This window comes from Paracoccus aminovorans, assembly GCF_900005615.1.
Taxonomy (GTDB): Bacteria; Pseudomonadota; Alphaproteobacteria; order Rhodobacterales; family Rhodobacteraceae; genus Paracoccus; species Paracoccus aminovorans.
The window spans coordinates 2,691,788-2,714,003 of the sequence record NZ_LN832559.1; the positions used below are offsets into that span (position 1 = coordinate 2,691,788).

Here is a 22,216-nt window from a genome sequence, read left to right on the forward strand (position 1 = left end):
GCGATGCCCCTTTTCAACTCGTGGAACCCCCTTGCGGAGGCAAATATCTTAACAACTGGCAGGCGTGTTCGGCATAGCCAATTCGGGGCCGCGCACCAACCTATAAAACCGTCGGAATGCCTGCCTTTTTAGGCAGAATCCGCCGTTCGGCCGGCAGATCGGCAGCCTCTGCGGCACCCTGCCGCAGCCTGTGCGCATTGCCCAGAAGCGCCCCCGCCGTCAGCCAGGTCAGCGGCGTGATGGTGGCATTGGGAATCAGGTCCAGCAGGTTCATTGCCAGCATCAGCGACAGGGTGCCCAGGAACACCAGTTCCTTCTCGCGGCCGGGTTGCCGGCCGCGGGGGATGGCGCGCAGCAGCGCATAGATCGGCGTCAGCAGCAGCAGGAACTGCGCCAGATAGCCGAAGATGCCGCGCGCCCCCAGCCAGATCACCCAGACGCCGTCGGGGACCGAGGCCAGCCGGCCGCTATAGGGGTCGTAGAACAGCGACCGCCCCCAATCGCCCCAGCCGAAGAACGGCCGCTCCATGGCGCGCCGCAGCAGCACCTCCTCGTTCATCAGGCGAAAGGCGAGCGAACCGCCGCGGTCGGGCGAGATCGACATGGCCAGGTCGACGATGCCCTGCAGCGGCATCCACGGGGTGGTGCGCAAGATCGGATAGGAAAAGGCCAGCGTGCCCACGATCACCGCCACCAGCACCATCCCCCGCGGCCGCGCCAGCAGGACCAGCGGCGCCGCCATGATCGCCTGCAGCAGCGCCCCGGCGGATTTGCACAGAAACAGGATGCAGCCCAGATAGACCGCGATCAGCAGGTTGCGCCGCGTGAAGTCGTTGCGGGCCACGGCGATGGCCGACAGAAACGCCGTCATCGTCATCAGCGCCACCCACAGCGGGTGCTCCAGGAACACGATGGGCCTGAAGCCGCCATAGCGCATGGTCTGGATGAAATCGTGCTGGAAATAGCCATAGACCCAGACGTTCATCTGCGGGCTCATCCGCAGCTCGATCAGCATCGGGACGGTATAGCACAGCACGCCAAGCACCAGGGCGCGGATCCAGAGTTCGGCCCCGCGCGCGTTCCACAACAGCTTGTAGCCCATCAGGAAAGGCAGCAGCAGCAGGAATTGCTGGATCAGGTTGGATATGCCGTGGGTGATCGCCATGGGTGGGCGGTAGTTGACGCCGTCGACCAGCCCGTCGGGATTGGTCAGCGCCGTCAGCATCGGCGAAACGAGGTTCATCCCCAGCAGCAGCACAACCCAGCGGCCGAAGGGCGGCGAGGCCGGCTCTTGCGGGGCGCGGTCCTTGGTCACGAACCAGACCATGACCCCGGCCGCGATGGCCGGGATGATGTGCTTGTTCAGGCTGGGAAAGGCCGGCAGGTCGATCTCGACCAGCTGCGGCAGAATCAGGTAGCCGGCGAAGATCGACCAGATCATCGCCGTCGCGCGGTCCTTGCGCGAAAACAGGATGCCGACCACCACCGGCCAGATCAGCAGCATCGTCAGGGCCAATAAGGGCATGGCCTGCCTCCACCAGTCGCGCGGCGGGCGCCGCAACATGCTTTGGCCGGGGAAGGACATTGCAATCCCCGCGCCCGCGCCACATCCTGCCGCAAACTCCGGCCGGAACCCGAGGCGCATCATGCATTTCAGTTTTCCCGACGGCAATGCCGTGCGGATCAATTGTAAGGATTCAGCCGCGCTTCTGGCGGCGGTGCGGCAGCGGCTGCGCGACGGACAGGGCTTCGCCATCGCCACGATCAACGTCGATCACTTGCAACGGCTGGGCGAAGACGCCCGGTTCCGCACCGCCTATGCCGCGCATGACCTGGTCTGCGCCGACGGCAATCCCATCGTCTGGCTGTCGCGGATCGCGGGGCGGCCGGTGGCGCTGGCCCCCGGCTCGGACCTGGTGCTGCCGCTGGCGGCCGAGGCGGCGCAGGCCGGCCTGCCGCTGGCCCTGATCGGCAGCAGCGACGAATCGCTGGCGCTGGCGGCCGCCAGCATGACCCGCGCCGTGCCCGGACTGCGGGTGGCCCTGACCCATGCCCCCGGCTTTCCCTTCGACCCGATGGGCGACGAGGCGGACCGGATCATCGCGCGCATCCGCGAATCGGGCGCGCGGCTGTGCTTCCTGGCCCTGGGCGCCCCCCGGCAAGAGCTTTTCGCCATCCGCGCCCGCGACGCGCTGGGCGATGTCGGCTTCGCCTCGATCGGCGCCGGGCTCGACTTCCTGTCCGGCCACCAGCGCCGGGCGCCGGCATTGATGCGCAAGGCCAAGATGGAATGGGCCTGGCGGATGCTGTCGAATCCGCGCCGGCTGTTCCTGCGCTATGCCAAGGGCTTCACCATCCTGCCCGGCCATGTCCGCCGGGCCGCGGCCATCCGGCGCGCGGGGAAGGGCTGACGCAGCCGGCCAAGGCGCCGACTGCGGCCTGCGCTAGTTCAGTCGAAGATCTGGGCCAGCACATGCGGCAGCTCGGCGTGGTCGCCGCCGGGGTGGGCCGCCATCTCGCGATAGGTCCCGACCAGATCCGAGATCATGGCCGAAATGCCGCCGTGGTGCTGGTCTGGATGCGGGACCGGCTCGGCCGCCGGGAAGCGCCAGCTGAAATGATCCGCCGCGAGGGTGCGGGCGCCGCCGTCGTCCGCCTCGGCCGCCGTCGCACTCGCCGCCGCCGGGTCCGCCTGCGCGGTCATCACCTTGGCGCGGGCGACCTCGGCCGCCTGCGCCGAACTGGCGGGAATTCCCAGCTTGATCAGCATGGCGCGGGTCAGGCTTGCGGCCGAGACCCCTTCCAGAAGGATGGATTCGCCCTTGGGAAAGCTCAGCAGGGCGCCGTTGCCGCGCGCGGTCACCGTCACGTCGTTCACGTCGACCAGATGGCCGCCGCGGTCGTGCAGCGTGGCAACGGACAGACGGTCGCTGGCGATGCCGCCGCCATCGTGGATCTGGAAGCCCCGGATCGTATCCGCGCCGGCGCCGTCGCGGATGATCAGCACATCGCGCTGCGAATCCGGGATGACGCGGCCGGAATGCACGTCGTCGACCATCGAGATCAGGTCGTTGCCACGGCCGCCGTCGATGGTGTCGGCGCCCTGCCCACCTTCGAGCGTGTCGCGGCCCGCGCTGCCGGTCAGCCGGTCGTCGCCCCAGCGGGTGTTGAAGAAGATGCCCTTGCCGTCCGCGCCGATGGTGGCATTGGCGGCGCTGACCGTATCCCGGCCCTCATGGGTCCAGAACTGCTCGAACTCGCTGAAGACCAGGGTGCCGTTCGCCTGCGGAAAGCTGGCCCGGCCGGAACTGTTGGTGGTAAAGACCACATGGGCGCCGGCGCTGTTCTCGCCGCTGCCCGTGGCCCAGACGTTCAGCAGATCGTGACCGGCGCCGCCGACCAGCGTGTCGCGGCCGATGTTGTAGATCGGGCCCATGCTGCCGTTGTTGCCCCAGCGCACGTTGTCGTCGCCGGCGCCGGCATGGCCGTAGTCGTTGCCCTGCGACGGCATCAGCAAGTCGGTGCCGCCGCCGCCGAACACCCGGTCGTTGCCGGGCCCCGGGTCGATCACGTCGCTGCCGTTGGTGCCGCGGATGGTGTCGTTGCCAGCCCCCGAGTTCACCGTCAGCCCGTGGACGGGCGTAAAGCTGGAGCCGGCGCCGCGCGCGGCGTTCAGCAGGCCGCGGCTGCCGTCGATGGAATCGTTGCCGGCGCCGGTCTGCAACCGCTCGAAGCCGCTGAAGTTCAGCCGGTTGCCGAAGGCGTCCAGCACAAAACCGTTCTCGCTGCTGGTGAAGGTGACGCGAAAGCCGCGCGCCCCGTACAGGTGCAGCCTGTCGCCGCCGGCGAGCGAGCCGTAGATGTCGGCCTCATAGTTCTCGCCGGCGCTGCCGCCGATATAGGTGTCGACATTGCCGCGGGAATTCGGGTCCTGGTTCCAGATCAGAACGTCGGCGCCCGGCCCGCCATGCGCATAATCGCTGCCTCGGCCGGGATTGATGGTGTCGCGGCCTTCCAGGCCCCGGATCGTGTCGCGCCCCACCGTTCCGTTCAAACGGTCGCTGCCGGTCGTTCCGTTGATCACGGCCATCGAAGTTCCCCAATCTGCTGTGTCGTTGGGGATAGGCCAGAGGCGCGAATGAACACTCCGCCCGAATCACCTATCCGGGGCGGATTAGATTGAAATGACCAAAATGCCGTTACCTGTCCTTTCGGGCAGGCAGCGGGCCGTGTTCCGGCCCGCATTTCACCTTTTGGTTGTCTCTCCTAGCCGATCAGCGCCTTTCCATTGCGCAGGTGGCGCTCGGCCATCTGCCTGGCCTTGCCGCCCGGAATCAGCGGACGGACGGCCTCGGCCGGACCGTCGCGCAGTTCGGGAAACAGGGTCAGGATTTCCTCCCGCGCTGCCTCGCCCAGCGATTTCAGCGCCTCGGGTCCGGTATAGAGCGACTCGGTCTCGGCGCCGTTCGACAGCACGATCTCATGCCGGTCGAAGAGGATGTGGAAATATTCCACCGCCTCGACCGCGACCTGCTCGATGCCCTCGATCGCCAGCAATTGCTTGGCGGCGACCAGCACCTCGGGGGCGCCGAACATGCGCTGCGCGATGGCCGAGCGCACCAGAACCCGGTGCTGGGGCGAGACCATCAGATCGGCGCGCGGCAGGCCGTGGCCCAGCGCCCCGGCGCGGATGCGGATCGGATGCAGCTTCGGCGCCAGCGCCAGATCGACGGCGTCCAGCGCCCGGCCGCCGATCCAGCGGATCGGCTGCAACCCATGGTCGCGCGTCATCACCAGATCACCAACCGCAAGCTGTTCAACCGGGATTTCACCGCGATCCGTGCCGATCAGGGTGCCCCGGCAGAAGCAGGGAATGCCCATCGAGTGCAGACGTTCGCGGGTCAGATAGGCGGGGTCGACGCCCGGCAGCCAAAGCTCTTCGCCATTGGGGAACCGGATCACCGCGAAGTGATTGCCCCATTGGTCGACGTCGCCCCGGACGGCGATGTCGTCCAGATGCAGATCGCCGCCGCCGACACCGTGCAGATTGGTCACGTCCAGCCGGTCGGCGGGTGCCGGATCGCCATAACCATCGACCGAATCGCCAAAGGAAAACGCGACCACCGTGTCGCGGCCGAAACCGTCCTCCAGCACCAGGGTGTCGACATCGGAATCCAGCGCCGCTCCCTGGAGGTTGTAGAACTCGCCCGTCATCGAGATGATGTCGTTGCCTTTTCCGCCGTTGATCGTATCGGCGCCCCAGCCGCCTTCCAGCGTGTCGTCGCCGCGGCTGCCCAGGATCAGGTCATCGCCCCAGAAGGTGTTGGTCCGGAAACCGTCCACGCCCGCCGCCGAGCCATCCACAGTGTCGCGGCCGGAATGGGTGATGACGTTGTTGATCTCGTAAAAGTCCAGATGGCCGGTGGCGTTGCCGGTCGCATCGACCGTGCCGCTGGTCGCACTGTCCAGGACGATTTTAACGCCGTTCCCCGCGCTGTCGTATTGCCAGGCGTTCAGCGTGTTTTCCGAACCGGGGTCGATGTGGCCAAGGGCATGGCCGCCCTGCCCGCCATATTCGCCGTAATAGACATCGTTGCCGATCGGACCGTCGTAGCTGTGGTCGCCCCAGCGCAAGCCGTCCTTGCCGCCGTTGCCATAGACCGTGTCGTTCCCGGGACCGGACTCGACGACGTCATAGCCGTCGCCGCCCTGGACCAGGTCATCGCCGTCGCCGGTGTTGATGTAGTTGTCGCCGCTGCCGGCAATGACCGTATCGTTGCCGCCACCCGTATAGACCCGGATGCCCTGCTCATTGACCGGCGCGGCGCCGGTGGCATCGATGTAGTCGTTGCCCGCTCCGGTGGACACGCGCTCGATCCCGTCGAAGGACAGGGTGTTGCCATGGCCATCCTGGGCCGAGCCCGAATTCGGGTCCGTGAAGGTCACCGTGAACCCGTCCGAGCCCGAGGAAACCATGCTCAGCGTGTCGCCGCCGGCAGAGGAATAGACGCTGGGATCGTAGCCGTCGGCGCCATCGCCGCCATGATAGACGTCATGCGCGCCGGAGCTGTCGGGATCGGCCTCCCAGATCAGCAGATCCGCGCCGCTGCCGCCATCGACTAGGTCGCTGCCGCGGCCTCCGTCCAGCGTGTCGTTGCCGGCACCGCCCGTGATGGTATCGTTGCTATCCGACCCGACAATGCTGTCGTTACCGGGCGTCCCGGGAAACGTGGTCATAATAAAACTCTCCAGAACTCATAATGCGCAGGGGGGCGGTTTTCCGCGGGGGAACAGCGCCGAATCGGCGAATTCATGCCGATTTAAACCATTCCAGCGGGAACAGTTCAGCTATCCTTTTCGATAGGTGCGAAGCGGGCACCTCAGGCGCCCAGCACCAGCCATCCGCTGGCGGGGGCGGCCAGGCGCAGCTGCGCGCCGGGGCGCGGCAGTTCGGTGCCGGGGGCGTTGAAGCGGTCCAGCACCACCTCGCGGCCGCCGGCAAGCAGGCGAAGCCGCTGGACCGAGCCCAGGAATTCGGCCCCGGTGACCTCGGCCGGGATACCCTCTTCGGCGATCCGCAGGCTTTCGGGCCGCGCCGCCAGGGTGATGCGGCCGGCCGGCAGCGGCCGGTCCAGCGCGATCTCGGCCCCCTCGACGCGGACCAGCCCGCGGGCGGGGTCCAGCACCTCGGCCTCGAACCGGTTCAGCGTGCCGACGAAGCCGGCGACGAAATCGGTGGCGGGCTGGTTGTAGATCTGTGCCGGGGTGCCGGTCTGGTCGGCGACGCCCTTGTGCATGACCACGATGCGGTCCGAGATCGACAGCGCCTCCTCCTGGTCGTGGGTCACGAAGATCGTGGTGATGCCCAGCTGCTGCTGGATTTCGCGGATCTGGTTGCGCAGGCTGACCCGGATCTTGGCGTCCAGCGCCGACAACGGCTCGTCCAGCAACAGGACGCGGGGCCGCGGCGCCAGCGCCCGGGCCAACGCCACCCGCTGCTGCTGGCCGCCGGACAGCTGCCACGGATAGCGCCCGCCCAGATCGGACAGGCCGATCAGCTCCAGCATCTCGGTCACGCGGGGGCCGCGCTCGGCCCGGGCGACGCCCGCGACCTTCAGCCCGAAGCCGACGTTCTGCGCCACGGTCAGGTTCGGGAACAGCGCATAGGCCTGGAACACCATGCCGATGCGGCGCTGGTTCGGCCGCGACCGGGTCACGTCCTGGCCGTCGATGACGATGCGGCCGGCGCTGGGGGTCTCGAACCCCGCCACCATGCGCAGCACCGTGGTCTTGCCGCAGCCCGAGGGGCCCAGGAACGACACGAACTCGCCCTTGTCCACGGCGAGGTCGAAGTCGTGGACCACCCTGGTCGGGCCGAAGGATTTCTGCAGGTGATCGAGGGTCAGGAAGGTCATGTCGGTTGGATCCGTGTGCCGAACAGGCGGGAGATCAGCTGCATCAGCCCCATGCAGCCCCAGGTGACGGCGAAGGCGATCACCGCCAGCGCCGCCGGCTCATAGGCGCGGTTCGCGCCCAGCAGCTGCATATAGGGGCCGAAGGCCGGGCGGTTCAGCAGCGCCGCCATGGTGAATTCGCCGATGACGATGGCGAAGGACAGGAAGGCGCCCGACATCACCGCGCCCAGCACATTGGGCAGGATCAGCCGGCCGATGATCCGGGTCCAGCCGGCGCCCAGCGATTGCGCGGCCTCGGTCAGCGAGCGCACGTCCATGGTCGAAAGCCCGGTGTCGACGGCGCGATACATATAGGGCAGCGCCAGCGTGGCATAGCCGCAGAGCAGCAGCAGGTTGGTCCCCGAGGCGGTGCCGGTCAGCGGCAGGATCGAGCTGGTGTTGTAAAGCCGGATATAGCCGAAGACGACGACGATGGCCGGGATGACCAGCGGCAGCAGGGTGATGAACTCGATCACCGGGCGCAGCCGCGGCAGGCGCAGCCGCACCCAATAGGCGGTCGGCACCACGATCAGCACCCCCAGCACGATGGTCAGCAGCGCCATGATCACGGAATAGCCGAAGGTGGCGCGAAAGGCCGGGTCGGCCAGGACCGAGCGATAGGCGTCCAGCGAATATTCCCCGCGCCGCATCCGCAGCGAGAATTCGATGGTGCCGATCAGCGGCAGCAGGAAATACAGCGCGCCGACGATCAGCGCCGCCCAGGACCACAGCCGCTTCATCGCATCCACCTTTCGGCGCGGGCGCGCATGACGACATAGGCCAGGTTGGCCAGGCCGGTGACCACGATCATGCCGAAGGCCATGGCATAGCCCAGATGCGGGTCCTGCAGCACGTCGCCCCGGATCTGCGCGAACAGCATGATCGGCACGATGGACAGCGACGACCCGGTCAGCGCATATGCCGTCGCCACCGCGCCGAAGCTGTTGGCGAACAGCAGCGCGAAGGTGCCCAGAAGCGAGGGGAACAGGATCGGCAGCGCCACCATGCGCCAGTATTGGAAGGTGCTGGCACCCAGCACCTCGGCCGCCTCGCGCCATTCGCGCTTCAACCCCTCCAGCGCCGGGGTGATGATCAGCATCATCAGCGGGATCTGGAAGAACAGATAGGTCAGCGTCAGGCCCCAGAAGCTGAGCAGGTTGAAGCCCATGGCATAGATGTTGATGCCGAACCATTGCCGCAGCAGCATGGTGACCAGCCCGACCCGCCCCAGCGTCGAGATGAAGGCGAAGGCCAGCGGCACCCCGGCGAAGTTCGAGGCGACGCCGGAAAAGGTCATCAGCGGCGCCTTGATCCAGCCCGGCACGCCGCCCATGACCACCGCCGCCGCCATGGCGAAACCGATCAGGCAGCCCAGCACCGCCGAGGCCAGCGACACCTTGATCGAGATCGCGAAGCTGTCGACGATGCGCGGCGAGGCGAGCCCGGCGAGGTTCGACAGCGTGAAGCCGCCTTCGGGGTTCTGGAAGGCGCCGATGACGATGTTCATCGTCGGCAAGATCAGGAACAGCGCCGCGAAGGCGAAAAAGGGCACCACGCCCAGCCAGTTCCAGTTCAGTCGCGTCATGCGTGGTTCCTGCCGGCGCCCTTTGCGCCCGTGACGGTCTTTCCGGCGCGGCCGGTTGCCTTGTCGCCCCGCCCGCCTTAGCGCAATGCGGGCGGGGCCTTGCCCTTCGGGCCGCCCTTCTGGACGACGCCGCGCCTAAAAGCAGTGCACGACCGGCGTACACGCTTTTCGTTTATCGTCGGTTACTCCTTGACCGCGGCGCCTACGACCTTGTCCCAGTCTTCGGTCACGGCCTTCTTGTTGGCCTCCTGCTGCTCCAGCGTCGGGAAGATCGCCTTTTCATAGGCGGCGGCCGGCGGCAGCGCGTCCAGCAGCTCTTGCGGCACCTTGCCGTTCGCGACCAGGTCGTTGAAGCGGATCGGGTGGCAATAACCTTTCAGCCAGCCCAGCTGCCCCTCGTCGGAATACAGGTATTCCATCCACAGCTTGGCCGCGTTCGGATGCGGCGCATAGGCCGAGATCGCCTGGACATAGACGCCCGCGACCACGCCGTCCTCGGGGATCACCACCTCGACCGGCGGGTTGCCGTTCAGCCCGTCGCGCCAGCTGAGCAGGTTGTAGTCCCAGGCGGTGACGATCGGCGTCGCGCCCTGGGCGATGGTCGCCGACTTGCCGATGACCGGGACGAAGTTGCCGGCCTTGTTCACCTCGGCCATCAGTTCCATGCCCTTCTGGCCGGAGGCCTCGCCGGCCTCGCCGCCGTTGGCGATGCCCGCCGCCATGACCGAGATGATCGCCTGGGCCGAGGCGCGCGGATCGCCGGCCAGCGCGAAGGCGTTGGCGTATTCCGGCTTGGTCAGGTCCTTCCAGGTTTTCGGCACCTCGTCGATCAGGTCCGAGTTCACGCCGAAGGCCATGACGCCGTAATAGTCGCCGTACCAATAGCCCTCGGCGTCCTTGGCATCGTCCGGGATCGAGTCCCAGGTCGCGACCTTGTAGGGCTGGATCAGACCGTCTGCCTTGGCCTGCGGGCCGAAGGACAGGCCGACGTCGATCACGTCCGGCGCCTGCGGGCCCTTGTTGTCCTTGTTCGAGCGGATCGCCTCGATCTCGTCGGCCGAGCCCGCGTCGGGGTTCAGCTCATTGACCTTGATCCCGGGATACTTGGCCTTGAAGCCCTCGATCACGCCGCCATAGTTGCACCAGTCATGCGGCAGGGCGATGGTGGTCAGCATGCCCTCGGCCTTGGCCGCCTCTTCCAGCGCCGCCAGGTCCTGCGCCAGCGCGGCGCCGGAACTCGCCAGCAGGGTCAGGGCGGCAAGTCCCGCCGCGGTCGATTGGATGGTCATTGGTCAACTCCGTTACAGAACGCCCGCCGTGGCGGCCGGCTTGCCACCTAGCGGCCCCGGGTGACAGTGTTGCGACACCAGCCCCCGCAAGGCAAAGGAATTTTCCGCAAGCGCGGCCGCGCCGGCCGCGACGTCATCATGGCGCCAGCGTGAATCCCACCTTCATCGCCTTGCCGCCGACGCGGTAATCCGCCTCGACCCGGTGGCCGACATAGGCCGGATGCAGCTTGCCGAGCGACCCCAGCGAGATGACCGAGCCCGGCTTCAGCTCATAGCTGCGCTGCCGGACCAGCCACAGCACCACGTCCAGCGGATGGCCCAGCAGCATCTCGCCCGAGCCGGTGCCGACGGCCTTGCCGTCCAGCTTCAGGGTCACCGTCAGCCCGGCAAGATCGGCGACCGGATCGGCCAGTTCCGACATTGGGATGCCGCGTCCCAGCACGCCGCGCCAGGGGGTCACGCCATAGGCCGCCAGCAAAGGGCCGGTGGGCGTCACGCCCTGCTTCAGCGCGATGTCGGGCACCTCGATGAAGGGCCGCACGTCCTTCAGCGCCGCCGCCACCTCTTCGCGGGTGGTCGCCCGCATGATCGCGGCGCTGCCCACGGTGACGACCAGGTCGGCCTCGAAATAGGGGGTGCGGCTGCCCTTGAGGCTGAGCCGCGCCCCGTCCGGCACCAGCATCGGCGCGAACAGCGCCCCGGCCAGCGGGGCCGAGACGCCGAAGCGTTCCTGCGCCGCCGCCGAGGTGAAGCCGACCTTGACCCCCACCGGCGGCCCCATCTGGGCCTCCAGGATACCGCGGAAGGCGGCATAGGCGCAGGCGCCGTCCTCGACCGTGCGCACCAGCGGGTCGGGCAGGCGCTGGCCGGCCATCCAGCCCCGCGCCGCGTTCTGCATCAGCGAGACATCCGGGCAGGCCGCGGACGCAGCCTGCGCCAGCGACACGAACAACATGCCCAGAATCACGGATCTCATGCGATGGCCTCGCGGTTGTATTTCGGCAGACGATGCCGCAACGGCGCGCCGCTGTCACCGGGATTTTTCACGCCCTGCCGGTATCTTGGCCCAATCCTGTTTGCATCGGCCCGCGCATCCCCTAGAACGGCGGCACCGCAGGCGAAAAGGCAGCGCATGAGCGAACAACCGACCCCGATGATGGCCCAGTATCTGGCGATCCGCGAGGCCAATCCCGGCGCGCTGCTGTTCTATCGCATGGGCGATTTCTACGAGATGTTCTTTCAGGACGCGCTGGCCGCCTCGGCCGCGCTGGACATCGCGCTGACGAAACGCGGCACGCATCTGGGCGAGCCGATCCCGATGTGCGGCGTGCCGGTCCATGCCGCCGAAAGCTATCTGCTGGCGCTGATCCGCAAGGGCTTCCGCGTCGCCATCGCCGAGCAGATGGAGGACCCGGCCGAGGCCAGGAAGCGCGGCAGCAAATCGGTGGTCGCCCGCGACGTGGTGCGGCTGGTCACCCCCGGCACGCTGACCGAGGAATCGCTCCTGGAGGCGCGGCGGCACAATTTCCTGGCCTGCTTCGCCGCGGTGCGCGACGAATCCGCGCTGGCCTGGGTGGACATCTCGACCGGCGAGTTCCGGGTCATGCCCTGCCCCGAGGTGAAGCTGGCGCCCGAACTCGCCCGCCACGCGCCGCGCGAATTGCTGGCCGCCGAGGGCGCGCGCCTGGACGAAACCGCGCGCGAGGCGGGCTGCGCGCTGACCGAACTGCCGGCGGGCAGCTTCGACAGCGCCGCCGGCACGCGCCGGCTTTGCGCGCTGTTCCAGGTCGAGACGCTGGACGGCTTCGGCCAGTTTTCCCGGGCGGAATTGTCCGCCATGGGCGCCATCGCCGATTATCTGGAGCTGACCCAGAAGGGCCGGATGCCGCTGATCCGCCCGCCGGTGCGCGAGGCGCCGGGCGGCGCCATGCAGATCGACGCGGCGACGCGACGCAACCTGGAGCTGACGCAATCCCTTTCCGGCGGCCGCGAAGGCTCGCTGCTTGCGGCCATCGACCGCACGGTGACGGCGGGCGGCGCCCGGCTGCTGGAACGCCGCATCAGCGCGCCGTCGCGCGACCTGGACCAGATCCATGCCCGGCAGGCCGCCGTGGCGCATCTGCTGGACGACCCGCGCCTGACCGCCGACCTGCGCGAGGCACTGAGCCGCGCCCCCGACATGGACCGCGCGCTGTCGCGGCTGGCGCTGGACCGGGGCGGGCCGCGCGACCTGGCCGCGATCCGCGCCGGGCTGACCCAGGGCGCGCGCATCGCCGCGATGCTCGGCGACGACGAGTTGCGGGTGCTGGCCGAGGCCGCGCGCGACCTGACCGGCCACGACGCCTTGATCGACCTTCTGGACGAGGCGCTTGTGGCCGAGCCGCCGCTGCTGACCCGCGACGGCGGCTTTACCGCGCCGGGCTTTGACCCCGACCTGGACGAGACCCGCGCGCTCCGCGACGAAGGCCGCGGCGTCATCGCCCGGATGCAGGCCGATTACATCGCGGAAACCGGCGTCACCAGCCTGAAGATCAAGCACAACAACGTGCTGGGCTATTTCATCGAGACCACCTCGACCCATGCCGAGAGGATGCTGGCACCGCCGCTGAACGAGCGTTTCATCCACCGCCAGACCACCGCGAACCAGATCCGCTTCACCACCGTCGCGCTGTCGGAACTGGAAACCCGCATCCTGAACGCCCGCGACCGCGCGCTGGAGATCGAGCGCGGCGTCTTTGCCCGCCTGACCCGCGCCGTCCTGGACCGCGCCGGCGCCATCGGCCAGGCCGCCCGCGCCCTGGCCGAAATCGACCTGACCGCCGCTTTCGCCGATCTGGCCGCGGGCGAGGGCTGGTCCCGCCCCGAGGTCGACGCCAGCCGCGCCTTCGTGATCGAAGGCGGGCGCCACCCGGTCGTCGAGCGCGCGCTAAAGCGCAAGGGCGAGGCTTTCGTCGCCAACGACTGCGCCCTGACCACGGGCGAAACGCCGGCGATCTGGCTGCTGACCGGGCCGAACATGGCCGGGAAATCGACCTTCCTGCGCCAGAACGCGCTGATCGCGATCCTGGCGCAGGCCGGCGGCTTCGTTCCCGCCAGCCGCGCCCATGTCGGGTTGGTCAGCCAGCTTTTCAGCCGCGTCGGCGCCGCCGACGACCTGGCGCGCGGGCGCTCGACCTTCATGGTCGAGATGGTCGAGACGGCGGCGATCCTGAACCAGGCCGACGACCACGCGCTGGTGATCCTCGATGAGATCGGTCGCGGCACCGCGACCTGGGACGGGCTGTCGATCGCCTGGGCGGTGATGGAGCACCTGCACGGCAAGAACCGCTGCCGGGCGCTTTTCGCCACGCATTACCACGAGATGACCAGCCTTTCCGCCCGGCTGCCGGGGGTCGAGAACGCCACCGTCGCCGTGCGCGAATGGGAAGGCGAGGTGATCTTCCTGCACGAGGTCAGGAAGGGCGCCGCGGATCGCAGCTATGGCGTGCAGGTCGCCCGGCTGGCCGGCCTGCCCGACGCGGTGGTGGAACGCGCCCGCGACATCCTGCACCAGCTGGAAAGCGGCGAGCGGCAGGGGACGGGCAAGCCCGCAGCCCTGCTCGACGACCTGCCGCTGTTCCGCGCCGCGCCGCCGCCTGCGCCGCCAGCGCGCGCCTCGGCGGTCGAGGCGCGGCTGCGCGAGGTGAACCCCGACGCGATCAGCGCCCGCGAGGCGCTGGACCTGGTCTATGAATTGCGCGCCATGCTGGCCTCGGGCTCCTGAACCAGGCCCGTCTCGGACAGGAACTCGTCGACCAGGTCCAGGATGCGCCGGGCCGCACGCTTGCCGACATGCACCCCCAGCAGCCCCTGCGACACAGGCGGAATGCGCGACAGCTGGGACAGGCCCGCAACATCGGCGAACACCGTGTCGTAGCGGCAGCGCGAGACATGCGCCTGGGGCAGGAAGTCGCCCCAGCGATGCTGCTGCGTCTGCCGGGTGCCGATCTCGATCACCAGCGCGCCGGTCTTGGCATAGACCATATTGGCAAGGCCCGCGCCATGCGGCGCGATCAGGACGTCCGCGGCCTGCATCTGCGCGATCTGTTCGATGGGCGTCAGGTGCTCGAAGGCGACCTGGACAAAACCGCGCCCGGCCAAGGCCTGCAGCAGCGGCTCGGCGCCGGTGATGCCGCGGGCGCGGGCGGCGCCGCTTTCGTCCCGGCCCATCCAGACCAGCCGGGGCATGCGCCGGACCATCCCGGGCGGCACCTGCCGCAGCGCATGGTCGCGCAACGCGCGCAGGCTGCTGTCGTAAGAGGCCATCGCGACGTTCTTGCGATACAGCGGCTCGGACCGGATATGGTCCTGCCAGCGCGGATCGACGCCTTCCTGCTCGACGGCCTGGCGGATGCGCGGGTCCGCGACCTGATAGAGGTAATGGCGGTGGCTGTAATGCGCCCGCACCCGGTCATAGCCGGTCGAGGTGGCGACGATCTCGATCCGGGGGGCCAGCGTCGGAAACACCGCCTGGATGAAACCCATGACGAAGCCGCGCGCATTGTCCTGCGGCAGATGCAGGCGGATGGGCTGGTCGCTTTCGTCCCCGACGAAGGGGGCGAGGCAGCCCAGCGTCTCGGCGGTGAAATGATAGTAGTTGAACCCGTTCTTCAGCTCGATCGCCACCGGCAGGCCGCGGGCGCGGTTCTCCCAGACCGGCAGCGGCAATTCCGCGCCGTTGCGCGCCCGCCGAAAGGCCCAGTGCAGCCGGCTCTGCCGCCAGTCGGCGCGATTCTGCTGGTCGAAGCGGGTCCGCTGCCGGCCCCCGGCGGCGCCGTTCAGCCACAACCTGCCGTCGATGGCGGCCGCCCCCTTGGAGAACACCGCATTCTCCAGCACCACCGGGGCGCAGTTGATCTCCATCACCGTGGTCAGCAGCCGCTCCTGCTGGCGGTCGAGGGCATTCTGCTGGTTCGCCCGCAGGGCGTCGTCGTCGCTTTCGGCGAAAAGCCGGATCTCGGCGCCCGCGACGGGGCGCATGATCCAGTCCGGCGCCGGGCCAAGGTAAGAAATGCCGGGATGCAGCCCCGGCATGTGGAACAAGGTCATTGGCGGCCGCGTAAACTCGATCTGCATCACACTCTCCATCCCGGCCGTCGGGCGGCCCGCACGCCGCCGACAGGGTCCTGAGAAATGGTTAATGCAAATTAGTCAAAAGATGAACGAAGGATTAACGCTACAGCGAGACCTTGCCGAAACTGTCGCGCAGCGCCGTCGACCAGGCCGCCGACATCGCCATGAAGGCCGGATCCCCTTCGGGGATGCGGCGCTTGTAGCCGACCTTGCATTCGTCGCGCGCGATCACGGCCAGGTCCAGCGGCATCCCCACCGACAGGTTCGAGCGCAGGGTCGAATCCATCGACAGCAGCACCGCCTTTTGCGCGTCGGCCAGACTGGTCCGGGGCGTCACCACGCGGTCCAGGATCGGCTTGCCGTATTTGTGCTCGCCGATCTGCAGGAAGGGCGTGTCCTCGGTCGCCTCGATGAAATTGCCCTGCGGATAGATCAGGAACAGCCGCATCTCGCCGCCCCGGCGCTGGCCGGCCAGGATCATGCTGGCGGTGGCCTGCTGCTGCAGCTCGCGGGTGCGGTCCGAAATCTCGCGCAGGGTGCGGTTCAGCGTGTTGCCGACGATGGTCGCCACCTGCAGCATGCTGTGCGCCTGCATGATCGAACCCGACCCGTCGGCCTCGGGCAGCTCGATGGCCTCGGTCAGGCGGGCGATGGTGGTCTGGGTCACCGACAGGCTGCCCGCCGCCATGATGACCATCGCCCTTTCGCCCGGCTCCTCGAAAAAGAACATCTTGCGATAGGTCGAGACATTGTCCAGCCCGGCATTGGTCCGGGTATCGGACAGAAGCACCATCCCGGCATTCAACTTCAAACCGACGCAATAGGTCATCGCCCGACCGCTGGCTGTGGAAAACTGCGCCGCACATACGCCGGCGCGGCGGGTTTCGCAACGGCAAGGGCGGTCATTGCTCCTGGCCCATCTCCTCGACCTGCACCCGCACCGCCAGGCTTTCCCGGCCCGGGCCGAAGGCGGTGCCGCGCACCGGCGCCGCATCGTCGGCATCGTGGCCCGAGCCGAGCCGCACATAGCGGTCGTCCGGGCAGCAGCCGTTGGCGGCGTCGAAGCCCACCCAGCCCAGGGCGCCGACATGGATCTCGGCCCAGGCATGGGCGGCGTCATGCGGCTGGCCGTCGATATTGGAATGCAGATAGCCCGAGACATAGCGCGCCGGCAGGTCCCGTTCGCGGGCGCAGGCGATCAGCGCATGGGCATGGTCCTGGCAGACCCCCTGCCCCAGGGCCAGGGCCTGCGCGGCCGAGGTCTGGGCCCCGGTCACGCCCGGCTCATAGGCGATGGCGCGGGCCACGGCGGCCGACAGCCGATGCGCCAGATCCAGCGCATCCTCGCCACCCTCGGCATGGGCCAGGTCGCGCAGGGCGGCGTCGCCGGCGGTCAGCGCGGTCGGCCGCAGATAGACCAGCGGGCTGATCGTCTCGCGGTGACCGCGCAGCACGCCGGCGGTGTCGCGGGTCTCGACCTCGCCGGCGACGGCGACGGTGACCTCGTCGGCCGGGCCGCGCACCGTCCAGGCTTCGATCCAGTCGCCGGCGCCGTCGCGAAAGCCCGCGCCGCGCTGGCCGCCGGCGACCGCGATCCGCCAGTCCGTCACCCGTTGCCCGGCGTGGATCGAAGGCGTCAGCCGCAGGCTCTGCACCAACCCCCGCACCGGATGGTCGTAGCGATAGCCCGTCTCATGGGTGATCTTCAGCCGCATGCCGCCCCCCTACATCCGTCCGCTCAGATAATCCTCGTGCACGGCGTTCGAGATGCCGGCCACCTCGTTGATCAACCAGGACAGGAACTCGTGCAGCCCTTCGTCGAAGATCGCCTCGATGTCGCGGGCCATCAGCGCGTCGAGCGTCGCCCGCGCCTGGACCGAGGCGGTGGCCGGCGCCTGCTCGCCATAGCGCCGCGCCAGACCGTCCAGGTGCCAAACCGCCTCGTAGAGCGAGGTCAGCAGCGAGCGCGGGCTTTCCCCGTTCAGGATCAGGAAATGCGCCACCTTGCTGGCGGTCACCTCGCCGCCATAGGCCCAGTGAAAGGCCCGATGCGCGGAAAGCGCCCGCAGGATCACCTGCCACTGGTAATTGTCGAGACCGGAGCCGACGAACTCCACCCGCGGCAGCAGCACGAAATACTTCACGTCCAGAAGCCGGGCCGTGGCGTCCGCGCGCTCCAGCGCATAGCCCAGGTTCACGAAATGCCAGCCGTCGTTGCGCAGCTGCGTCGCGTTGATGGCGCCGCGGACGGTGGCGCCGTGGCGGGTGGTGAAATCGGTCAGCATCGGCGTGTCCAGCCGCTGGCGCGGCTGCCTCTCCAGCGCCCGCAGCTCTTGGTAGGCGGTGTTCAGCGCGTCCCAGACCTGGCTGGTCAGCGCCGTGCGGACGATGCGCCCGCCCTCGCGCGCCTGCCCCAGGCACGAGACGACCGAGGACGGGTTGCCCTGGTCGAAGAACAGCCAATCCACCAGGTTTTCCTGGTTGATGGCGTCGCCGTGGCGCCCGGCGAAGGCCTCGCGCGCGCCCGAGGCCCGCAAAAGCGATTCCCATTCGTTGCGATAGCCCTCGGCCGTGTTCGGCAGCAGGGTGATGCGCTCGCCCACGTCCAGAAGCCGGGCGGCGGTTTCGGCGCGTTCCAGGTGGCGACCCATCCAGAACAGGTTGGCGGCGGTGCGGCTGAGCATGGCTGGCCCCTTTCCTATTCCGACAGGACCCAGGTGTCCTTGACCCCGCCGCCCTGCGACGAGTTCACCACCAGCGAGCCCTCGCGCAGCGCCACCCGGGTCAGACCGCCCTGCACCAGCTCGATCCGGTCGCCGCACAGGCAGAAGGGCCGCAGGTCGACATGGCGCGGCGCGATGCCCTCTTCGACGAAGGTCGGGCTGGTCGACAGCGCCAGCGTCGGCTGGGCGATGTAGTTGCCGGGATTGGCGCGGATGCGCTCGGCGAAGGCGTCGATCTCGGCCCGGGTGGCGCGGGGGCCGATCAGCATGCCGTAGCCGCCCGAGCCATGCACCTCCTTGACCACCAGGTCCTTGAGATTGGCCAGGACATAGCGGCAGTCCTCTTCCTGCCACAGGGTCCAGGTCCGGACGTTGGGCAGCAGCGGCTCTTCGCCCAGATAGAAGCGGATCATCTCGGGGACGAAGGCATAGACCGCCTTGTCGTCCGCCACCCCCGCGCCCGGGGCCGAGGCGATGGCGACCCCGCCCGAGCGATAGACATCCATCAGCCCCGGCACGCCCAGCACGGAATCGCGGCGAAAGCACAGCGGGTCCAGGAAGGGATCGTCGATCCGGCGATAGATCACGTCCACCCGCCTGGGCCCCTGGGTCGTGCGCATGTAGACGAAGCCCCCGTCCACGAACAGGTCGCTGCCCTCGACCAGTTCGACGCCCATCAGGTTGGCCAGAAAGCTGTGTTCGTAATAGGCGCTGTTGTAGGGGCCGGGGGTCAGGATGACGATGGTGGGCGCGCCCTCGCATTTCGCCGGCGCCACGCTGGCCAGGGTCCGGCGCAGCAGTTCGGAATACTGGTCCACCGGCTCTATGCGGTTGTGGCGGAACAGGCCCGGGAACATGCGCATCATGATCTCGCGGTTCTCCAGCATGTAGCTGACGCCCGAGGGGGTGCGGCAGTTGTCTTCGAGCACGAAGAACTCGTCGCGGCCGGTGCGCACGATGTCGATGCCGACGATATGCGAGAACACCCCCCGCGGCGGCACGAAGCCGACCACGGCCTTTTCATAGGCGGCGTTCTGATAGACCAGCCGGGCCGGGATGCGGCCGGCGCGAATGATCTCTCCGCGGCCGTAGACATCGCGCAGGAAGGCGTTCAGCGCCCGGGCGCGCTGCTTGATGCCGCGTTCCAGCTTGCGCCATTCGGCTTGCAGGAACACCCGCGGCATCATGTCGAAGGGGATCAGCCGGTCCGGGTCGCCGCCCTCGCCATAGACGGCGAAGGTGATGCCGATGCGGCGGAACAGCGCCTCGGCCTCGGCCTGCTTCATCTGGCGCATCTCGGCCGGCATGGTCTCGATCCAGTCGGCCAGCATGGCATAGGGCGCCCTGACCCCGGTTTCGCCCGCCATTTCATCGTAAAACATCGTCATCTGCCACCTCTGCCGCTGCCTACGATCTTCGCAACCGGGCGCGCGCTGTCCACGGCCCGCCCGGCTCCGGCGCATCGGTTTTTCTGCTTTGCCCGGCGAGTCGTGGTTTCTGCCGAAAATCAAGGCAGATATGCGGCCCGAAGTTCCGCCCGCGCCAGAAAACAGCGCTGCGACAGGCCAAGGGCGCCGCACGGTCCGCGGCGCCCCGGCCGTGCCGTCGGCGGCGGGCTAGATGACGATCAGGTCGTCGCGCAGCGCATTGATGTCGCCAAAGCCGTTCAGCGTCAGCGTATTGCCCTGGCCGAAGTCGAAGACGGTATTGCCGCCGACCACCCGTGCAAAGGCCAGCACCTGCGCCACGTTGCGCGCGCCGCCGCCCCAGAGCGCATCGTCGATGCGCAGGGTGTCCACGTCGTCCTGGAAATCCAGGATCACGTCGCGTCCCGCCTGGAAGGCGAAGTGATCGGCGCCCAGGCTGCCGATCATCGTGTCGTCGCCCAGCCCGCCGATCACCAGATCGTCGCCCGGCCCGCCGTGCAGCAGGTCGTTGCCCATCCCGCCGTGCAGCAGATCGTTTCCGGCGCCGCCCCACAGCACGTCATTGCCCATTCCGCCCAGCAGCGTGTCGTTGCCGCCCGCCCCGAACAGCGTGTCGTCGCCCAGAAGCCCGCTCAGCTGGTTGGCGAGGGCATTGCCGGTCATGCGGTTACCCAACGCGTTTCCGGTGCCGTTCTGGGCCGCGTTCCCGATCAGCTCCAAGTTTTCCAGATTCGCGCCCAGCGTCAGCGAGACCATCGCCCGCACGGTATCGATGCCCTGGCCGGCCTGTTCGCGGATCACGTCGTTGCCGTCGGTGACATAGATGTCGGCGCCGAGCCCGCCGATCATCAGATCGCGCCCGGCACCGCCGTTCAGCAGGTCATTGCCCAGCCCGCCGTTCAGCGTGTCGTTGCCGCCTCCGCCCAGCAGCGTGTCATCGCCCGCCAGCCCGTAGAGCTGGTTGGCATGGGCATTGCCGATCAGCCGGTTCGCCAGCCCGTTGCCGGTGCCGTTCTGCGGCGCATTCCCGATCAGCACCAGGTTTTCCAGATTCGCGCCCAGCGTCAGCGAGACAGTCGAGCGCACGGTGTCGATGCCGGCATTCTCGGCCTCGACCACGCGGTCCTGAAGCGTATCGACGAAATACAGGTCGTTGCCGACGCCACCCTGCATCAGGTCGGCGCCGCGGCCGCCCACCAGCGTGTCGTTACCGCCGTTGCCACGCAGCGTGTCGTTGCCGGCACCGCCATACAGCTGATTGTGGGCGAAATTCCCGATGACCAGGTCGTGACCGCTGCCGGCCCGCATGTTCTCGATCACCGTGCCCTGCGCGATCGAGATATTGCCGATCAGGCCATAGGCATCGGACACCGTGCCCGGCTGCAGCGAGATGCGCTGGTTCCGGCTGTCCCGCGACAGGTCCAGCAGGTCGATGCCGCCCTGGTCGAAGATGGTGAAGGCGATGTCGTCGCGGGTGTTCGCATTGCGCAGCAGGTTGGCGATGGCGGCATAGGCGGGGCCGGCATTGGTCTGCTCGCCATAGCTGTTGTTGCCGGTGCGGATGGCGGTCGGGCCATAGAGGCTCTGAATCGCGAGGATGTCGGCGATCATCGCCGAGGCGATGAAGGCATAGCTGGCATCCACCGTCGTGTTGTCGTCCTGCGAGAAATAGGACATGACCGAGGCCTGCCAGCTGTCGTTCAGATAGTGGTTGTCCAGGCCATAGGTGGCATTGCCGTTGTAGTTGCCGGCATGGCCCAGACCCAGGGCATGGCCGATCTCGTGGATATAGGTCTGGAAGCTGTAGCTGTTGAAGCCGGTCCCATAGGCCCGCAGCCAGCCGGTCCCGACATTGACCTCGGAGCTGAGGATGGTGCCGCCCCTGGTGATCGAGCTGGACCAGGCGTTGTTGGGGTCGCTGTCGTCGAAGTGGATGTGGATGGGCGCGTTCGGGCCGGCGTGGCGGTTGAAGCGGATGCCGGTCACCGCCTCCCAGGCGGACAGCGCCATGTCGGCCAGGGCGCGGCCGGCGGCGGTCAGGCCGGACAGGTCCACGTTCAGCACGTCGCCCTGGCCCACGTCGAAGGATCGGCGCGCACTGCCGTTGCTTTGCCAGAAGCCGTCGGTCAGCTGGCGGGCGATCTCGGGCATGGTGAAGTTGCGCAGCGAGGGGGCGGCCGAGATCGACAGGCTGTAATTGCCCGAATAGTAATCGGCGAAGCTGCCGGCCTCGAGGTAATACGCCCCGGCCTGAGTCACCTTCAGGATCAGCCGCGCATTGTGGCCGCCGCCGCTGTCGTCGTCATAGGCGATGGTCACGCCCGCGCCGTTCATCACCCGCAGATAGGGGTCGTAGACCCCGGCGCCGCCGCGGGAATCCAGGGTGACGATATAGTTGCCGGGCTGCAGCTGCACCCGGACCCAATCCGCATCGCCGGCGCCCAGGAAACCGTTGAACGTATCGCCGACATTGATGCGGTAGCCGGTCGCGGTCGTTTCCGGGGCATCCGTCCCCTCGACCCGGATCGCGCGCGACACCGCGGCATCGGGGCCGGCCGCCCGGCTCCAGTCCGGGGCGAAAAGGTCGGAGTTCAGGGGATGGGTCATATCAAAATCCTTGATGGTC

At 68.2% G+C, this 22,216-nt stretch carries 16 protein-coding genes; 2 read left to right on the forward strand and 14 right to left on the reverse strand.

Translation table 11 applies throughout. The features are described 5' to 3' along the window. Positions 1-100: 100 nt before the first annotated feature. Positions 101-1,525, reverse strand: coding sequence for a hypothetical protein (locus JCM7685_RS13355; protein ID WP_074966149.1), 1,425 nt, complete (start codon positions 1,523-1,525; stop codon positions 101-103). 121 nt (positions 1,526-1,646) lie between these two features. Between JCM7685_RS13355 and JCM7685_RS13360 the strand changes: the two genes are divergently transcribed. After that, the gene (locus JCM7685_RS13360; protein ID WP_074966126.1) at positions 1,647-2,411 is read left to right on the forward strand and encodes a WecB/TagA/CpsF family glycosyltransferase; all 765 of its coding nucleotides are present in this window, start codon (positions 1,647-1,649) and stop codon (positions 2,409-2,411) included. Between the two features lie 38 nt (positions 2,412-2,449). Here JCM7685_RS13360 and JCM7685_RS13365 read toward each other — a convergent pair whose 3' ends face one another. The 7 genes from JCM7685_RS13365 to JCM7685_RS13395 all read right to left on the reverse strand — a co-directional run bounded on the left by JCM7685_RS13365 (position 2,450) and on the right by JCM7685_RS13395 (position 11,304). Next, positions 2,450-4,090, reverse strand: a complete 1,641-nt coding sequence (locus tag JCM7685_RS13365; RefSeq protein WP_074966125.1) for a calcium-binding protein — start codon at positions 4,088-4,090, stop codon at positions 2,450-2,452. 176 nt (positions 4,091-4,266) lie between these two features. Further along, positions 4,267-6,237: a Hint domain-containing protein gene (locus JCM7685_RS13370; RefSeq protein ID WP_074966124.1), complete on the reverse strand. Its 1,971-nt coding sequence runs from the start codon at positions 6,235-6,237 to the stop codon at positions 4,267-4,269. 143 nt (positions 6,238-6,380) lie between these two features. Then, positions 6,381-7,415 (reverse strand): ABC transporter ATP-binding protein, encoded by a 1,035-nt coding sequence (locus JCM7685_RS13375; protein ID WP_074966123.1) that lies wholly within the window; start codon positions 7,413-7,415, stop codon positions 6,381-6,383. Further along, the gene (locus tag JCM7685_RS13380) at positions 7,412-8,194 is read right to left on the reverse strand and encodes an ABC transporter permease (protein ID WP_074966122.1); all 783 of its coding nucleotides are present in this window, start codon (positions 8,192-8,194) and stop codon (positions 7,412-7,414) included. The genes JCM7685_RS13375 and JCM7685_RS13380 overlap by 4 nt, the downstream gene beginning before the upstream one ends. After that, complete coding sequence (locus JCM7685_RS13385; RefSeq protein ID WP_074966121.1) at positions 8,191-9,039, reverse strand: ABC transporter permease; 849 nt, start codon at positions 9,037-9,039, stop codon at positions 8,191-8,193. The genes JCM7685_RS13380 and JCM7685_RS13385 overlap by 4 nt, the downstream gene beginning before the upstream one ends. A 182-nt stretch (positions 9,040-9,221) precedes the next feature. Beyond that, a complete protein-coding gene (locus JCM7685_RS13390; protein ID WP_074966120.1) occupies positions 9,222-10,328 on the reverse strand; it encodes an ABC transporter substrate-binding protein in 1,107 nt (368 codons plus the stop codon). Positions 10,329-10,464: 136 nt separating this feature from the next. Then, positions 10,465-11,304, reverse strand: a complete 840-nt coding sequence (locus tag JCM7685_RS13395; protein ID WP_074966119.1) for a 2-keto-4-pentenoate hydratase — start codon at positions 11,302-11,304, stop codon at positions 10,465-10,467. 156 nt (positions 11,305-11,460) lie between these two features. Between JCM7685_RS13395 and mutS the strand changes: the two genes are divergently transcribed. Continuing rightward, positions 11,461-14,091, forward strand: coding sequence for a DNA mismatch repair protein MutS (gene mutS / locus JCM7685_RS13400; protein WP_074966118.1), 2,631 nt, complete (start codon positions 11,461-11,463; stop codon positions 14,089-14,091). Here the strand turns inward: mutS and JCM7685_RS13405 are convergent. The 6 genes from JCM7685_RS13405 to JCM7685_RS13430 all read right to left on the reverse strand — a co-directional run bounded on the left by JCM7685_RS13405 (position 14,055) and on the right by JCM7685_RS13430 (position 22,197). Beyond that, the gene (locus JCM7685_RS13405; protein WP_074966117.1) at positions 14,055-15,443 is read right to left on the reverse strand and encodes a glycosyltransferase 61 family protein; all 1,389 of its coding nucleotides are present in this window, start codon (positions 15,441-15,443) and stop codon (positions 14,055-14,057) included. The genes mutS and JCM7685_RS13405 overlap by 37 nt on opposite strands. A 100-nt stretch (positions 15,444-15,543) precedes the next feature. Continuing rightward, complete coding sequence (locus tag JCM7685_RS13410; protein ID WP_074966116.1) at positions 15,544-16,269, reverse strand: proteasome-type protease; 726 nt, start codon at positions 16,267-16,269, stop codon at positions 15,544-15,546. A gap of 73 nt (positions 16,270-16,342) precedes the next feature. Next, positions 16,343-17,155 carry a transglutaminase family protein gene (locus tag JCM7685_RS13415; RefSeq protein ID WP_074966115.1) on the reverse strand — a complete coding sequence of 271 codons (813 nt, stop codon included), beginning with the start codon at positions 17,153-17,155 and terminating at the stop codon, positions 16,343-16,345. 9 nt (positions 17,156-17,164) lie between these two features. Continuing rightward, positions 17,165-18,124 (reverse strand): alpha-E domain-containing protein, encoded by a 960-nt coding sequence (locus JCM7685_RS13420; RefSeq protein ID WP_074966114.1) that lies wholly within the window; start codon positions 18,122-18,124, stop codon positions 17,165-17,167. A 14-nt stretch (positions 18,125-18,138) separates the two neighbouring features. Further along, entirely contained in the window at positions 18,139-19,551 is a 1,413-nt protein-coding gene (locus JCM7685_RS13425) for a circularly permuted type 2 ATP-grasp protein (protein ID WP_074966113.1), read from the reverse strand. 228 nt (positions 19,552-19,779) lie between these two features. Next, positions 19,780-22,197, reverse strand: a complete 2,418-nt coding sequence (locus JCM7685_RS13430; RefSeq protein WP_074966148.1) for a M10 family metallopeptidase — start codon at positions 22,195-22,197, stop codon at positions 19,780-19,782. Positions 22,198-22,216: the final 19 nt, after the last annotated feature.

Excerpts from the sequence above, each read along its gene's own strand:
- JCM7685_RS13355 (WP_074966149.1), bottom strand. The coding sequence starts at position 1,525 with ATGCCCTTATTGGCCCTGACGATGCTGCTGATCTGGCCGGTGGTGGTC.
- JCM7685_RS13360 (WP_074966126.1), top strand. The coding sequence starts at position 1,647 with ATGCATTTCAGTTTTCCCGACGGCAATGCCGTGCGGATCAATTGTAAG.
- JCM7685_RS13365 (WP_074966125.1), bottom strand. The coding sequence starts at position 4,090 with ATGGCCGTGATCAACGGAACGACCGGCAGCGACCGTTTGAACGGAACG.
- JCM7685_RS13370 (WP_074966124.1), bottom strand. The coding sequence starts at position 6,237 with ATGACCACGTTTCCCGGGACGCCCGGTAACGACAGCATTGTCGGGTCG.
- JCM7685_RS13375 (WP_074966123.1), bottom strand. The coding sequence starts at position 7,415 with ATGACCTTCCTGACCCTCGATCACCTGCAGAAATCCTTCGGCCCGACC.
- JCM7685_RS13380 (WP_074966122.1), bottom strand. The coding sequence starts at position 8,194 with ATGAAGCGGCTGTGGTCCTGGGCGGCGCTGATCGTCGGCGCGCTGTAT.
- JCM7685_RS13385 (WP_074966121.1), bottom strand. The coding sequence starts at position 9,039 with ATGACGCGACTGAACTGGAACTGGCTGGGCGTGGTGCCCTTTTTCGCC.
- JCM7685_RS13390 (WP_074966120.1), bottom strand. The coding sequence starts at position 10,328 with ATGACCATCCAATCGACCGCGGCGGGACTTGCCGCCCTGACCCTGCTG.
- JCM7685_RS13395 (WP_074966119.1), bottom strand. The coding sequence starts at position 11,304 with ATGAGATCCGTGATTCTGGGCATGTTGTTCGTGTCGCTGGCGCAGGCT.
- mutS (WP_074966118.1), top strand. The coding sequence starts at position 11,461 with ATGAGCGAACAACCGACCCCGATGATGGCCCAGTATCTGGCGATCCGC.
- JCM7685_RS13405 (WP_074966117.1), bottom strand. The coding sequence starts at position 15,443 with ATGCAGATCGAGTTTACGCGGCCGCCAATGACCTTGTTCCACATGCCG.
- JCM7685_RS13410 (WP_074966116.1), bottom strand. The coding sequence starts at position 16,269 with ATGACCTATTGCGTCGGTTTGAAGTTGAATGCCGGGATGGTGCTTCTG.
- JCM7685_RS13415 (WP_074966115.1), bottom strand. The coding sequence starts at position 17,155 with ATGCGGCTGAAGATCACCCATGAGACGGGCTATCGCTACGACCATCCG.
- JCM7685_RS13420 (WP_074966114.1), bottom strand. The coding sequence starts at position 18,124 with ATGCTCAGCCGCACCGCCGCCAACCTGTTCTGGATGGGTCGCCACCTG.
- JCM7685_RS13425 (WP_074966113.1), bottom strand. The coding sequence starts at position 19,551 with ATGACGATGTTTTACGATGAAATGGCGGGCGAAACCGGGGTCAGGGCG.
- JCM7685_RS13430 (WP_074966148.1), bottom strand. The coding sequence starts at position 22,197 with ATGACCCATCCCCTGAACTCCGACCTTTTCGCCCCGGACTGGAGCCGG.